The 13,712-nt window shown below is 50.6% G+C and carries 13 protein-coding genes; 2 read left to right on the forward strand and 11 right to left on the reverse strand.

The window, feature by feature from the left end:
• Window positions 1-99 precede the first annotated feature (99 nt).
• The 8 genes from fabF to yceD all read right to left on the reverse strand — a co-directional run bounded on the left by fabF (window position 100) and on the right by yceD (window position 6,280).
• On the reverse strand, window positions 100-1,338 hold the full coding sequence (gene fabF, locus AAY72_RS12570) for a beta-ketoacyl-ACP synthase II (protein WP_057787907.1): 1,239 nt from the start codon (window positions 1,336-1,338) through the stop codon (window positions 100-102).
• A gap of 81 nt (window positions 1,339-1,419) precedes the next feature.
• Window positions 1,420-1,656, reverse strand: coding sequence for an acyl carrier protein (gene acpP, locus AAY72_RS12575; RefSeq protein ID WP_008983680.1), 237 nt, complete (start codon window positions 1,654-1,656; stop codon window positions 1,420-1,422).
• Between the two features lie 127 nt (window positions 1,657-1,783).
• Window positions 1,784-2,530 (reverse strand): 3-oxoacyl-ACP reductase FabG, encoded by a 747-nt coding sequence (gene fabG, locus AAY72_RS12580; RefSeq protein WP_231728966.1) that lies wholly within the window; start codon window positions 2,528-2,530, stop codon window positions 1,784-1,786.
• A 9-nt stretch (window positions 2,531-2,539) separates the two neighbouring features.
• Window positions 2,540-3,475 carry an ACP S-malonyltransferase gene (fabD, locus tag AAY72_RS12585; RefSeq protein WP_057787909.1) on the reverse strand — a complete coding sequence of 312 codons (936 nt, stop codon included), beginning with the start codon at window positions 3,473-3,475 and terminating at the stop codon, window positions 2,540-2,542.
• A gap of 60 nt (window positions 3,476-3,535) precedes the next feature.
• Window positions 3,536-4,495 (reverse strand): beta-ketoacyl-ACP synthase III, encoded by a 960-nt coding sequence (locus AAY72_RS12590; protein ID WP_057787912.1) that lies wholly within the window; start codon window positions 4,493-4,495, stop codon window positions 3,536-3,538.
• A gap of 6 nt (window positions 4,496-4,501) precedes the next feature.
• Window positions 4,502-5,533: a phosphate acyltransferase PlsX gene (plsX, locus tag AAY72_RS12595; protein WP_057787915.1), complete on the reverse strand. Its 1,032-nt coding sequence runs from the start codon at window positions 5,531-5,533 to the stop codon at window positions 4,502-4,504.
• Window positions 5,534-5,572: 39 nt separating this feature from the next.
• A complete protein-coding gene (gene rpmF, locus AAY72_RS16580) occupies window positions 5,573-5,737 on the reverse strand; it encodes a 50S ribosomal protein L32 (RefSeq protein ID WP_008951891.1) in 165 nt (54 codons plus the stop codon).
• A gap of 15 nt (window positions 5,738-5,752) precedes the next feature.
• Window positions 5,753-6,280 (reverse strand): 23S rRNA accumulation protein YceD, encoded by a 528-nt coding sequence (yceD, locus tag AAY72_RS12600; protein WP_057788069.1) that lies wholly within the window; start codon window positions 6,278-6,280, stop codon window positions 5,753-5,755.
• 154 nt (window positions 6,281-6,434) lie between these two features.
• Between yceD and AAY72_RS12605 the strand changes: the two genes are divergently transcribed.
• Window positions 6,435-7,040, forward strand: coding sequence for a nucleoside triphosphate pyrophosphatase (locus AAY72_RS12605; protein ID WP_057787917.1), 606 nt, complete (start codon window positions 6,435-6,437; stop codon window positions 7,038-7,040).
• On the opposite strand, the gene AAY72_RS12610 is transcribed toward AAY72_RS12605, so the two are convergent.
• Together AAY72_RS12610 and rluC are read right to left on the reverse strand one after the other, a co-directional pair.
• Window positions 7,023-7,673, reverse strand: a complete 651-nt coding sequence (locus AAY72_RS12610; RefSeq protein ID WP_057787919.1) for an HAD-IA family hydrolase — start codon at window positions 7,671-7,673, stop codon at window positions 7,023-7,025. The two genes, AAY72_RS12605 and AAY72_RS12610, sit on opposite strands and share 18 nt — an antisense overlap.
• Window positions 7,674-7,706: 33 nt before the next feature.
• On the reverse strand, window positions 7,707-8,660 hold the full coding sequence (gene rluC / locus AAY72_RS12615) for a 23S rRNA pseudouridine(955/2504/2580) synthase RluC (protein ID WP_057787921.1): 954 nt from the start codon (window positions 8,658-8,660) through the stop codon (window positions 7,707-7,709).
• Window positions 8,661-9,175: 515 nt separating this feature from the next.
• Between rluC and rne the strand changes: the two genes are divergently transcribed.
• Window positions 9,176-12,268, forward strand: a complete 3,093-nt coding sequence (rne, locus tag AAY72_RS12620) for a ribonuclease E (RefSeq protein WP_057787923.1) — start codon at window positions 9,176-9,178, stop codon at window positions 12,266-12,268.
• Between the two features lie 123 nt (window positions 12,269-12,391).
• Here the strand turns inward: rne and AAY72_RS12625 are convergent, their stop codons facing one another.
• Window positions 12,392-13,561, reverse strand: coding sequence for a DcaP family trimeric outer membrane transporter (locus AAY72_RS12625; protein ID WP_057787925.1), 1,170 nt, complete (start codon window positions 13,559-13,561; stop codon window positions 12,392-12,394).
• Between the last annotated feature and the right edge of the window lie 151 nt (window positions 13,562-13,712).

Genomic DNA, 13,712 nt, shown 5'->3' on the forward strand with positions numbered 1-13,712 from the left:
GGCTGCCGCCTTGCAAAGCAAAGCGCGTTTAAGTGGTTTTAGCTGCATAAAAAAACCGCAGTAACAAACTGCGGTTTTTTCGGTTAACGCTGGCTTAGTTTAAACTTTTTTAAACAAAATCGAACCGTTAGTACCACCAAAACCAAAGGAATTACACAGCGCGTACTCCAGCTTCGCCTGACGCGCCTGATGCGGCACATAGTCCAGGTCACAACCTTCGCTTGGGTTATCCAGGTTAATGGTTGGTGTCACCAGCTGATCCTGCAGCGACAGCACGGTGATAATAGATTCTACTGAACCGGCAGCACCTAACAGGTGACCAATCATCGATTTCGATGAACTCACCATCAGTTTATCCAGGTTGTTGGCAAATACGGTTTTAATCGCCATGGTTTCCGCGATATCACCAGCCGGCGTTGAGGTGCCGTGAGCATTGATATACTGCACTTGCTCCGGGTTAACCTGGGCGTCATTCAGTGCATTTTTCATCGCCCGGGCAGCGCCATCGCCGTTCTCCGGAGGCGAGGTCATATGGTAAGCATCACCGCTCATGCCAAAACCAACCAGCTCAGCGTAAATTTTCGCACCACGCGCCTTGGCATGCTCATATTCTTCCAGCACCATCACACCAGCACCATCGCCCAGTACAAAGCCATCACGGTCTTTATCCCAGGGCCGGCTGGCTTGTTGCGGGGCATCGTTACGGGTTGATAAGGCTCGGGCTGCACCAAAACCGCCCATACCGAGCTCAGTTGAGGCTTTTTCAGCACCACCGGCGACCATGGCATCAGCATCGCCATAAGCAATCATCCGCGCCGCCTGACCAATATTGTGTACACCTGTAGTACAGGCAGTGACGATACTGATATTCGGGCCCTTTAAGCCCAGCATAATCGACAGCTGACCAGCAATCATATTGATAATGGTTGATGGCACAAAGAATGGCGATAACCGCTTCGGGCCACTATTCATCAGCTTGGTATGGTTTTCTTCAATTAAACCTAAACCGCCAATACCAGAGCCGATAGCGGCACCGATACGGTGTGCATTCACTTCGTTGATTTCCAGGCCAGAGTCACGAAAGGCCTGCATCGCAGCAGCGACGCCGTACTGGATAAACAAATCCATTTTCTTAGCGTCTTTTGCCGGAAAATACGGCTCTACATCAAAGTCTTTGACTAAGCCGGCAAATTTAGTTGTATAAGCACTGGTATCAAAGTGCTCAATCAGGCTAATGCCGCTTTTTGCCTGCTGCAATCCCTGCCAGCTGCTGGTCACATCATTGCCCAGCGGCGTCAACATGCCTAAACCTGTTACCACTACACGACGTTTTGCCACCGTGTCCTCCGTAAATACCTGTTTTTCTGATTCTTAAAATGAAAACGGGTAGCCTCGCTACCCGTTTCTCAAGCTTTCGGCTTATTCAGCGTGGGCTTTGATGTAATCAATGGCTGATTGCACCGTGGTGATTTTCTCTGCTTCTTCGTCTGGAATTTCAGTATCGAATTCTTCTTCCAGCGCCATTACCAGCTCAACTGTATCCAGTGAGTCTGCACCCAGGTCGTCAACGAAAGAAGCTTCGTTCTTCACTTCTTCTTCTTTTACGCCCAGCTGTTCAATAATAATTTTTTTAACGCGTTCTTCGATGTTGCTCATCTTTTCTTCCTTTTTCTCATCTAAATCGCAACAAATCGTGCAATTTGGTTTGGCGCTAGTTTATGCGTAAGCAGGGGTTGATGCAAGCAATGCACTCGGCATTTTTTGCTGGTCAAACCTGATTTGCTTACACCATATACATACCGCCGTTAACGTGAACTGTTTCACCGGTAATATAGGCTGCCTGCGTGGACGCCAGAAATGCCACTGTCGCCGCAATTTCTTCTGGCTGCCCTAAACGATTTGCAGGGACTTGCGAGAAAATAGCTTCTTTTTGCTCGTCCGACAACTCTTTCGTCATATCGGTATCAATAAAACCCGGTGCAATCGCATTGACGGTAATACCGCGAGATGCCACTTCGCGTGCCAGGGATTTAGTAAAGCCCAACACACCGGCTTTCGCCGCGGCGTAGTTGGTTTGCCCGGCATTGCCCATTGAACCTACAACAGAACCAATGGTAATAATACGGCCAAAACGCTTTTTCATCATGCTACGTAGTACCGCCTTGCTCAGGCGATACACCGACGTTAAATTGGTCTGCATAATATCAAACCATTCTTCATCTTTCATCCGCATCAGCAGATTATCGCGGGTAATACCGGCATTATTTACCAGAATATCGATCTCACCAAAGCTTTCTTTAATCTGTGCCAGACATTGCTCAACAGAATCGGCATCCGTTACGTTCAACACCAGACCTTTACCATTGGCACCCAGATAATCCGAAATAGCTGCAGCGCCTTTTTCGCTGGTCGCGGTACCGACCACTTTGGCACCCAGGGCTGCCAGTTGCTCAGCAATAGCTTTACCAATACCACGGCTGGCACCTGTTACCAGCGCGACCTTACCTTCTAATGAAATAAATGGCGTCATCTTGTTACCTTATTCTGTTGTCAGGGCTGCGCTCAGCGCGGCGCTATCTGTAATCGAACTGGTATTCAGCTCTTTGTTAATCCGCTTGATCAGGCCGCTTAATACTTTACCTGCACCCAGCTCCAGTACTTCGGTTACGCCCTGGGCGGCGAAATATTCAATGGTTTCAGTCCAGCGCACCGGGCTATATAGCTGACGAATCAACGCATCTTTAATCGCATCACCGTTGCTGGCAATTTGTACGTCAACGTTATTGACTACCGGGATAGCCGGTTGTTGAAAGTTTAGTGCAGCCAGATCGGTCGCTAACTGGTCAGCCGCCGGGCGCATCAGTGCACAGTGTGACGGTACGCTTACTGGCAACGGCAGTGCACGTTTGGCACCGGCGGCTTTACAAGCCTCACCGGCCCGCTCCACTGCCGCTTTATGACCGGCAATCACCACCTGACCTGGTGAGTTATAGTTAACCGGCGCCACAACTTCACCCTGAGCCGCGTCGGCACAGGCTTTGGCGATAGCTGCATCATCCAGACCAATAATCGCCGCCATGGCGCCGGTTCCGGCTGGTACTGCCTGTTGCATATACTGGCCACGCTTTTCCACCAGTTTTACCGCATCGGCCAGTGACAATACGCCCGCACAAACCAGTGCTGAGTATTCTCCTAACGAGTGGCCGGCAAAATAAGCGGGTGTCGCGCCGCCTTGTTGCTGCCATACACGCCAGACGGCAACGGAAGCCGTTAATAATGCCGGCTGGGTCCGCTGGGTTTCATTCAGCTGCTCTTCCGGGCCATTCGCAATCAGTGCCCATAAATCATAACCCAGCGCTGCTGAAGATTCGTTAAACGTATCCTGTACCAGCGGATAAGTTTGATACAGATCGGCTAACATGCCAACACTCTGTGAACCCTGACCAGGAAAGACAATTGCAAGTTTTTTCGTCATCGTTATACCCTGTTAAAAGGTGCCTGCATTGGAATTAAGAATTTTCATTGAAATAAAAGCTTAGTAGCGAACCAGTGCCGAAGCCCAGGCGAAACCGCCGCCAAAGGCTTCTAATAACAAGGTTTGACCACGCTGAATACGGCCATCACGCACCGCCTCGTCTAGTGCAGTCGGTACGGTCGCAGCTGAGGTATTGCCATAACGGTCCAGGTTAATCACCACCTGATCCATCGACATATCCAGCTTACGCGCTACGGCAGCAATAATCCGTAAGTTAGCCTGATGCGGCACCAGCCAGTCGATTTGCGATTTATCCATCTGGTTAGCAGCCAGAGTTTGCTCAACCACTTCAGACAGCTTAGTCACGGCAACTTTAAAGACATCATTCCCCTTCATACTACCCCAGGAGTTATGCACCGAGGCTTCGTCACCGCGAATAGGGTTATCAACATAGAGTAATTCTGAATATTTACCGTCGGCATGAATATGAGTTGATAGGATACCTGGCTGTTCTGACGCTTCCAGTAACACGGCACCAGCCGCATCACCAAACAGGATCACCATAGAACGATCTTCCGGGCTGATCAGCTGTGACAGGCAGTCTGAGCCAATCACCAGGATGCGCTTCGCCAGACCGGTTTTAATATATTGATCAGCAATACTTAGCGCGTAACAAAAGCCGGCACAAGCGGCAGCAATATCAAACGCCGGAATAGCCGGGATTTCCAACTCGCGTTGGATTTCACAGGCGGCGCTGGGTAAGGCGCGCGAGGCGCTGGTGGTGGCGCAGATAATCATATCAACGCTGTCTTTATCGACGTTAGCCGCTTCCAACGCTTTGCGGGCCGCCGCAGCGCCCATGGTTGCCACACTTTCGTCTTTACCGATAATGCGCCGCTCTTTAATGCCCGTGCGCTCGATAATCCATTCGTCTGTGGTTTCCACCATAGACTCTAAGTCCGCATTAGTGCGAACTGTTGCCGGAAAATAACTTCCGGTACCAATAATTCTTGAGTACATGCTGGCCTATGCTTTATCTATCAGAACCTGTTCCAGCCGATCTTTTATTTTTGCAGGTACCTGGCGTTGAACCTCGCACACCGCTTGTCGGATGGCACTTAAAAATGCGTCTTTCGTCGCATTTCCATGACTTTTCACTACAATACCGCGCAATCCTATCAGACTTGCACCATTATACTGGTCGGGGTTCACCCCCTGATAAAGACTTTTTAAAGCAGGTTTACACAGCCAGCTTAATAAAGCAGCAAAAGGCCGCTGCTTCACGCCCTGCTGCGCCCGTTTCAGGATCAGTTTCGCCACCCCTTCACAGGTTTTTAGCGCCACATTGCCGACAAAGCCATCGCAGACAATCACATCCGCTTTACCGGAAAAAATATCATTACCTTCGATATAGCCGATATAATTCAGGTCGCGACATTCCTGTAACAACTGCGAGGCACGTTTGATCTGATCTGAGCCTTTGATCTCTTCTTCGCCCATATTTAGCAGTGCCACGCGTGGCGCCCGGATTCCAATGACTTCTTCAGCCATCACCGCGCCCATGACGGCAAATTGAAATAAGGTGTCGGCATCTGCATTTACTGTAGCGCCTAAATCCAGCATATACACTGGCTTGCCATTACAGCTGGGTAAAGCGCTGACCAGCGCCGGGCGCTCGACGCCATTGAGCATTTTCAGTACATAGTGCGCCATGGCAATCAAGGCACCGGTATTACCGGCAGAGACACAGGCATGTACTGCCCCCTGCTCAACCAAATCAAGCGCATGGCGCATGGAAGAGTCGCGTTTGGTACGTAACGCCAAAGAAGGCTTATCGGCCATTGAAACCTGATCGTCACTGTGAACGAAGTGGATTCGCGGATGCGCATTGACGCCAGATTCGGCTAACAAACGCTTTAACAGCGGCTTATCGCCACAGAAGGTTAATTCAAGCTCAGGGAATTCTGTTAACGCTGCCAGGGCGGCAGGTATAGTAGATCGGGGGCCGAAGTCGCCCCCCATCATATCTAAAGCCAGAGATGGCTTTAGCGGCTGCACTTTACTACCAGTAAAGACCGTCAGGACAAAGGTCCGGACTTACTTTACCTTACGGCCTTTATAGAAACCGTCGGCAGTAATGTGGTGACGGCGATGCGTCTCACCTGAAGTTGAGTCAACTGACAGCGTTGGGCCAGTTAAAGCATCGTGTGAACGACGCATGTCACGACGTGCACGAGATTTTTTGTTTTGCTGAACAGCCATTGTATTTCTCCTAAATCACTTTTTTTTCAATTCTTGCAGCACTGCAAACGGGTTAGGCTTTTCCGGTTCAGGTCCGATATCACCGAAACTCATGCTCTCTGGTTTGACTGAACAATCTTCAGGGGCATGCATCGGGAACAGCGGAAGCGTCAGGATTAACTCGTCTTCAATCAACTGCCGTAAATTAATTTCGCCGTGCTCATTTCGTTCGATCACGTCGTAGCGCTCAGGAATCAACTCCAAAGCCGCGTCATCATCTCCGTTAACCGGAGTATATGCAAAACTGCAGTCTAGTGTTAGCGGCATCGCTTCGCCACATCGCTCACACTTTACACTTACCAGACAAGTCGCTGTACCCTGTAGTACAGTCAGTCCCTGCTGGTCAGTTCCGCATTCAATTCTGACTGTTACATCGCCGTCGTTACTCAGCAAACTCTCAGACAGTCGGCTTAAGGTATTCAGCACTATAATGCCTTCGTAGTCCGACCGCTTTTGCGCTGCCTTTACCGGATCCAGCGTAACAGGTATTTTCACTTTTTGCATAAGGCGCGCATCATATAGAAGCAGTCCCAGAGTGTCAAAGGGTTCTGCAGGTTTTTTAACATATTTCTCGCAGCTTTCTGGCGAATAGCGCGGCTTGGCATTATAGTGCGGCCGCACCCTGAATCATAGCGCGAAATCACCCTAAGGATGAAAAATGACTACCCAGCAGCATCCGGCACTCTATCTGGCCTCGACCTCTGTTTACCGGCGGGCCTTGCTGCAAAAGCTGACTACGCAGTTTAGCTGCGTTAAACCCGAGGTCGATGAAAGCCCTTTACCTGACGAAACAGCAGAAGCTCTGGTTAACCGGCTGGCGCTCGCTAAAGCCATGGCTGTAGCCGCGACGCTAAGTGCCGGTTTAGTGATAGGGTCGGATCAGGTGGCGGTATTTCAGGGGGAAATACTTGGTAAGCCACATACTGTAGCTAATGCTGAAGCCCAGCTCAGACGGTTTAGCGGTCAGGCAGTGACGTTTTTAACCGGGCTGGCCGTGGTGAATGCAGCAACCGGCAAGGTGCAGCAAGTGATTGAGCCTTTTGTGGTGCATTTCCGTGAGCTGAGCGATGCCGAGATTAGCCATTATGTGGCGCGGGAAATGCCACTGGACTGCGCCGGCAGCTTTAAAAGCGAGGGGCTGGGCATCGCCCTGTTTGACAAACTGCAAGGTGATGACCCTAACAGCCTGATTGGCTTACCACTGCTCAGGCTGCTGGCGATGTTACGTGATGAAGGCTTAAACCTGTTACTGCACCACGAGTGAGGTTAACTCGGGTAAATGGTCAATAATCGCCAGCGGCTGATATTGCGCCAACACCGATACCGGATGGGCGCCATGGCTTACCCCTACCCTTGGCATATTAATCGCCTGTGCCATCTTTAAGTCATGACTGGTATCGCCGACCATAATAGCCTGTTCCGCATTAACACCGAGTTCAGTGATAATTTGCTGCAGCATATCCGGATGCGGCTTTGACTGCGCTTCATCGGCACAGCGGCTGGTGGCAAAGTATGGTGCCAGCCCGGTTTCGGCAAACATCCGATCCAGCCCTTTGCGCGCCTTACCGGTTGCCACAGCCAGCAGGATATTCTGCTCAGCCAGCTGCTTTAACGTTGCCTCAGCACCTGCAAACAAGGGAGTAGGCGTGGTGTCATGCAGCACATATTGATCGCGGTAATGTTCAAATATCTGCTGCCGCTGGGCTTTATCGGCGGTCGGAAACAGCTGGTCAAAGGCCGGATCCAGACTCAGGCCAATAATTTGTTTTACCGCATCATGGCTGGGAACCTCTAATGCGGTTAAGGCTGCGGCGGCACGCATTGAAGACACGATACGTCCGACCGAGTCCATCACGGTACCGTCCCAATCGAAAATAACCAGTTTTACTGCTGACATCACTACTCCACGTCGTTACGACGACTCAACTTGTTACTTACGGTTTAACCGTTCCAGAGTCTGGCTTAATTTCGGATCCAGTGGCGCTTCAAAGCGCATCGTGGTCTCGCTGATCGGATGGATAAAGCTTAAGCTAAAGGCATGTAAAAACAGCCGGTTAAGTCCAATTTGCTGCATCTGCTGGCTAAACTGGTTATCACCGTATTTGTCATCACAGGCAATCGGATGGCCTTTACAGGCGGTATGAACCCGGATCTGATGGGTACGGCCGGTAACCGGAAAGGCTTCAACCAGGGTGCCTTCCTGATAGCGCTGCAAAATCCGAAACCGGGTTTCCGATGGCTTGCCTTCCGCAGCATCCACTTTGACAACCCGCTCACCGGACTGCAGCGTATTTTTACGCAGCGGCTCTGTGACCTTGCGTACTTTGTTATCCCAATCGCCGGCGACCAGCGCCCAGTATTTTTTCTCTACCGTTTTATTGCGTAGCTGCTCGTGTAAATGCGTTAAAACTGAGCGTTTTTTTGCGATCAACAAACAGCCCGAGGTATCGCGATCCAACCGGTGCACCAATTCCAGATGCTTAGCATCCGGGCGCAGCGCCCGCAGCGCTTCTATTACACCAAACTGTAAACCACTGCCACCATGCACCGCCATGCCAGAGGGTTTATTCAGTACGATCAAATCTTTATCTTCATACAAAATATGCTGCTCAAGATCTTTGACCAGACTCAGTTTCACCGATACCGCATCGGGTTCGCTGGCAACGGTTAACGGTGGCACCCGCACCACATCACCCTGCTCTAATTTATACTCAGGTTTGATGCGTTTTTTATTCACCCGCACCTCACCTTTGCGCAAAACGCGATAAATCACACTTTTTGGTACACCGCGCAGCCGGGCGATTAAAAAGTTGTCTATGCGCTGACCGATGAAATCATCTTCAATTTCAATCATTTGTACTGGCAATTTTATTTCATCGGTCATCTTTGCAAAATACTCAGCTAAAATTACAATTAAGTTGCTAACCGCAGCAGATTAGTGGGATAATCAGCCCGCTAATTGTGCCGAAATACGGCAATTAGGGCGCTCAAAGTGACATAAGAGAATTTGTGCGGCACCGTCAGGGGATGTGATCATACCGAAATCGTGGTGAAAACCAATGTTTTTTATAACCCCGGCGTTAATCCACTGCCACTTGCCTGAGGTAATGTTGAGTAATTTGTTACCAATAACGGCAAACCACAAAGTCCGGTCACCGGGCAACAACAGTAAAGATTAGTCAGAACACAACGCCTGCAGGCGCTGTGTGTCAGAAAGCATAACGAAAACCTCGCTGCCAGGCGCTGTTTAGCCGGCAGCGGAGTTGTAAAACGTAAAATTAGGTTCCCTCAAGCACCCAGTCGTGAGACTGCACCCTTCCGTGTTTGATAACAGCTGACACTCAGGTGCCCGGTTGTTGTGTTGTGGCTTCGCAATAGAGTCACCATACAATGAAAAGAATGTTAATTAATGCCACGCAGGAAGAAGAAATCCGCGTAGCCCTGGTCGATGGCCAGAAACTTTATGACCTGGACATTGAAAGCCCAGGCCATGAACAAAAGAAAGCCAATATTTACAAAGGTAAAATCACCCGGGTCGAGCCGAGTTTAGAAGCTGCCTTCGTAGACTATGGTGCAGACCGCCACGGTTTCCTGCCGCTAAAAGAAATCTCCCGCGAATACTTCCCAGCCGGTTACAGCTTCGATGGTCGTCCAAACATCAAAGAAGTGGTCAAAGAAGGTCAGGAAGTCATTATTCAGATCGATAAAGAAGAACGGGGCCAAAAAGGCGCGGCACTGACCACCTTTATCAGCCTGGCCGGTTCTTACCTGGTACTAATGCCAAACAACCCACGCGCCGGTGGTATTTCTCGTCGTATTGAAGGCGATGAGCGTCAGGAATTAAAAGATTCCTTAGGCCAGCTGGAAATGCCGGATGGCATGGGTCTGATTGTGCGTACCGCTGGCGTCGGTAAATCCTACGAAGAGCTGGATTACGACTTAAAAGCCCTGCTGAAACACTGGTCGGCCATTACTGAGGAAGCGCAGAAACGTGCCGCCCCTTTCCTGATCCATCAGGAAAGCAATGTAGTATTCCGTGCGATTCGTGATTATCTGCGCCGCGATGTTGGCGAGATCCTGATCGACAGCCAGAAGATTTTCGAAGAAGCCAAGGTTTATATCCAACAGTTCCGCCCGGACTTCGCGCACCGCGTCAAGATGTATCAGGGTGAAGTGCCGCTGTTTATGCACTATCAAATTGAAAACCAGATCGAAACTGCCTTCCGTCGTGAAGTGCGTTTACCCTCTGGCGGCTCTATCGTGATCGACAGTACCGAAGCCTTAACTGCGATTGATATTAACTCCTCTAAAGCCACTAAAGGTGGCGATATCGAGGAAACCGCCTTTAATACCAACCTGGAAGCGGCCGATGAAATCGCCCGCCAACTGCGCTTACGTGACTTGGGCGGTCTGATCGTGATCGACTTTATCGATATGACGCCGGTACGGCATCAGCGTGAAGTGGAAAACCGCTTAAAAGACGCTGTGAAGCAAGACCGTGCCCGGGTACAAATTGGCCGGATTTCGCGTTTTGGTCTGCTGGAAATGTCACGGCAGCGTTTACGTCCGTCACTGGGTGAGTCAGCCGGTCATGTCTGTCCGCGTTGTCATGGCCGTGGCACTATCCGCAGCGTTGAGTCCTCTGCCCTGTCAATTTTACGTTTAATCGAAGAAGAAGCGATTAAAGATAACACCAGCCAGGTACAGGCACAGGTGCCAGTATCCGTTGCTACTTATCTGATGAACGAAAAACGCGAAGGCGTACGTCGCATCGAGCAGCGCAATGGCGTCCAGGTGTACGTGATCCCGAATGAGCATCTGGAAACACCAAACTACGAAGTGATCCGCATCCGCATCGATGAAGAGATCGAAGATGTCAGTTATAACCTGACCAAGGTGCCAGAGCACACCTCTAAGTTGTACCAGCCTGCTGCGGATGCAATAAAAGAAAAACCGGCAGTTTCAGCGCTGAGTATGGCGCAAAATGCTGCGCCGGCACCACAACCGAAAGCTGTTGTTGCCGACGTTGCAGCCCCTGTGGCCAGCACACCAAGTTTATTCAGCCGTTTAGCGACCTGGTTATCGGGTTTATTTGCGGCACCGGCAACGGAAAAACCGGCGGATAAGCCGAAAGAAAAACCAGCCGCTCGTCCGGAACAACGTGGTGAGCGTGGTGATAGCAGAAGACGCAATAATCGTAACAACAAGCGTCGCGATCAGGTTGAGAAAGTTGCGGATAAAGCACAGGACAAGGTAAGCGAAGAAAAAGCAAGCCCGGCCAGTCGTCCGGAGCGCCAGGAGCGTCCGAAACAACAGGAACGCCAGCCACGGCAGCAAGAGGCCCGCAAAGCACCGGCTGAAGCTAAGGTTGATAAGGTAGAACGTGAGGAAGCAGACGAGCCAAATAGCCGCGCCGCTGCCGCTGAGCGTCGCGCTCGGCGTCAGTTACAACGTTCAGTGCGTATCGCTAAGGCCGAAGCCGCAGCTGACACGGTATTGCCGGTAGTCACTAAGGACGAAACGCCTGCGGATGTCAGCCCCGCAACGCCAGTGGTAGTGACGACTGAGGCTGCGCCAATAGCCAGCACTATTGCGACAGAGCACAGCGCTATCGAGGCAGACAGCGCCGAAGTGCAAACTGCGGAATCAGAGCAAAACAAAGACACCTCAGCTGAACAAGCTGCAGAAGCATCTGAGCCACGCAGCCGCAGCCGTCGTTCACCACGCCATCTGCGTGCAGCGGGCCAGAAGCGTCGCAAAGAGCAGTCTGCCGATGCCACAACTGATGACGAAAGCGTTGCAGACAGCGCTACTGAGACAGCCGAACAATCCAATGCGGATGTTCTGGCTGCGCCAGCTGAAGCCCCGGCAACAACAGCAACGGAATCGCAACAAACTGTTACTACTGCCGCTGTGGTCACTGCTGAAGGTGAAAACACCATCGCAGATAGTGTTGAGGATGAAAAACCTGCGCGTAGCCGTAGCCGTCGTCGCCCTGCTAAGGTTGAGGCGGTAGCTGACAACGAGTCAACACCTGATGTAAACGATTCCCGCGCTGAAAGTGACGATGAAACAACAGCGGTTACAATACAGCACCCTGAAGTCGTTTCGGACAGCCCGGCGCAGCAAAGCCTCGCCTTGCCAGAGCCGGAGCCGGTTGTTGCAGTAGCACCAGCTGAGCCTGAGCCAGAAACAGCAGCAGTTGTTGAGGCAGTTGCGACGACTTCTGTAACTGAATCTGTTGTAGCAAAAGCTGCGGCCCCGGTAGCGACTGCTGCTGCAACAACGGCCGCCGGCGGACGTTTCAGTAAGATGGTGGTTGCTGAAATGACTAAACCGCAAGCGGTAACGGAGCAGCAGCAAGAGATCGTCATCTCTGCCGCCAGTGCAGAAGAGCGCCCGGCGGTGCAATCCTCGGCCCGCCCTGCGGGCTCGGCATTCGCACGGCAAGCTGTAACAGCACCAATGACCAAACCTGGACAAGCTGAATAATTCCAAGGTTTATCAAGCTCAAAGCCCGGTTAATACCGGGCTTTTTATTGGATGCGCCTTGACCAGCGCCCCCGAAAAAAAACCACCGTCGGAGCGGTGGTTTCTTGTTAGTACGCAGCGAAATTAGAAGTCGTATTTAGCGCTAAACTGAATGCGGTGCATATCACCATCCAAGCCGCTTTCGATTTCGCGGTTAGCGAACTTGTACTCGATACCCATCATAAATTTCGGATTGAACTGATACAAAGCATTGGCGCTATAGCTATGCGTGCTCTTCGTTACACCGGTACCTGTCAGCGTTTGATCGTTATCAGCACTTAACATCGAGTACAGGAAAGTCGAGCGCCACTTGTCGTTCCATAAATGACGATAAGCGACTGAGAATGCGGTCACATCAATGGCTTCCAGATTGGCTGCATTAGTGGTACCAGTCAGTACCGCACCGTTAATGGTATTCAGGCCAACATAACGACCCAAACCTTTACCGTGATTCAGGGTAAAACGGATATCATCTTTATTCGCCAGATTAAATTTACCGCTAAATGAAACACCATAAGAGGTGACAGTGTCATCATACAGACCGTCATCAATCGCGATTTGACGCAGTAAAGCAGCTAAACGGAACGAGGCATTATCTGTTTTAAAATTGTAACCAAAGGTTAGATCCGGAGTCGCATTATCATCAGTAGTAATACGACCGCCACCGCCGAATGGCGTTACGGTACTTTCTGGGTTTTCAATCGCTACAGAGAAATTGCCGGACGTATAACGAACCTGAGGTTGCCGGATAAAGACTGCGGCATCCGTATTACCCACGAAATCAAGCGTATCAGGTAAGGATTGTAAATCCATGAAGTTCGACCAGGTTTGGCCAACAGTCCAGTTTTTGTAGGTAACAAAGGCATGCCGAATAACGGGGCTATAGCCGTTGGTGGTGCGCTCATCATTACCATTGGTGCTGGTCATCATATCGAATTCTAAACGACCGGTAAGCTTCTCACCGTTACCTAAGTCAGTTGAAGTGCCGAAGAAGAAACGTGACTGGCGGGCATGCGAATCAAAACGTGAGGTGCTATTGCCACCAATCGGTGTTAAAGATGGTACGTATAAATCCCGACCTAACGCCGCAATCTCGCCGTCTGACTCTGTATACATCATATCTAATTTAATAAAACCACCATAGGTAACTTCGGTATCACCTACTTTAAAACCATTGTTTGCCTGAGCGACACCAGCAGTGAGTGCCAGGGCAATGGCTGCCGTTAGGGTGTTGAGCGTCTTTCTTTGTCTCATCTGGAGTTCTCCATCGTTTTTTATAGTTGTACTAACGTCGCGGTTATTCTAACCAAACTGTGGTCGACAGTCTGCAACTTCGCAATTAGCCTTTAGTCGCAGTTAGCACAACCGCCTTAGCTCGTCTAGACTATGGTCTAATTCCTTTTGT

The organism is Alishewanella sp. WH16-1 (genome assembly GCF_001441695.1).
Classification (GTDB): Bacteria; Pseudomonadota; Gammaproteobacteria; order Enterobacterales; family Alteromonadaceae; genus Alishewanella; species Alishewanella agri.

Excerpts from the sequence above, each read along its gene's own strand:
- acpP (WP_008983680.1), bottom strand. The coding sequence starts at position 1,656 with ATGAGCAACATCGAAGAACGCGTTAAAAAAATTATTATTGAACAGCTG.
- fabG (WP_231728966.1), bottom strand. The coding sequence starts at position 2,530 with ATGACGCCATTTATTTCATTAGAAGGTAAGGTCGCGCTGGTAACAGGT.
- fabD (WP_057787909.1), bottom strand. The coding sequence starts at position 3,475 with ATGACGAAAAAACTTGCAATTGTCTTTCCTGGTCAGGGTTCACAGAGT.
- AAY72_RS12590 (WP_057787912.1), bottom strand. The coding sequence starts at position 4,495 with ATGTACTCAAGAATTATTGGTACCGGAAGTTATTTTCCGGCAACAGTT.
- rpmF (WP_008951891.1), bottom strand. The coding sequence starts at position 5,737 with ATGGCTGTTCAGCAAAACAAAAAATCTCGTGCACGTCGTGACATGCGT.
- yceD (WP_057788069.1), bottom strand. The coding sequence starts at position 6,280 with ATGCAAAAAGTGAAAATACCTGTTACGCTGGATCCGGTAAAGGCAGCG.
- AAY72_RS12605 (WP_057787917.1), top strand. The coding sequence starts at position 6,435 with ATGACTACCCAGCAGCATCCGGCACTCTATCTGGCCTCGACCTCTGTT.
- AAY72_RS12610 (WP_057787919.1), bottom strand. The coding sequence starts at position 7,673 with ATGTCAGCAGTAAAACTGGTTATTTTCGATTGGGACGGTACCGTGATG.
- rluC (WP_057787921.1), bottom strand. The coding sequence starts at position 8,660 with ATGACCGATGAAATAAAATTGCCAGTACAAATGATTGAAATTGAAGAT.
- rne (WP_057787923.1), top strand. The coding sequence starts at position 9,176 with ATGTTAATTAATGCCACGCAGGAAGAAGAAATCCGCGTAGCCCTGGTC.
- AAY72_RS12625 (WP_057787925.1), bottom strand. The coding sequence starts at position 13,561 with ATGAGACAAAGAAAGACGCTCAACACCCTAACGGCAGCCATTGCCCTG.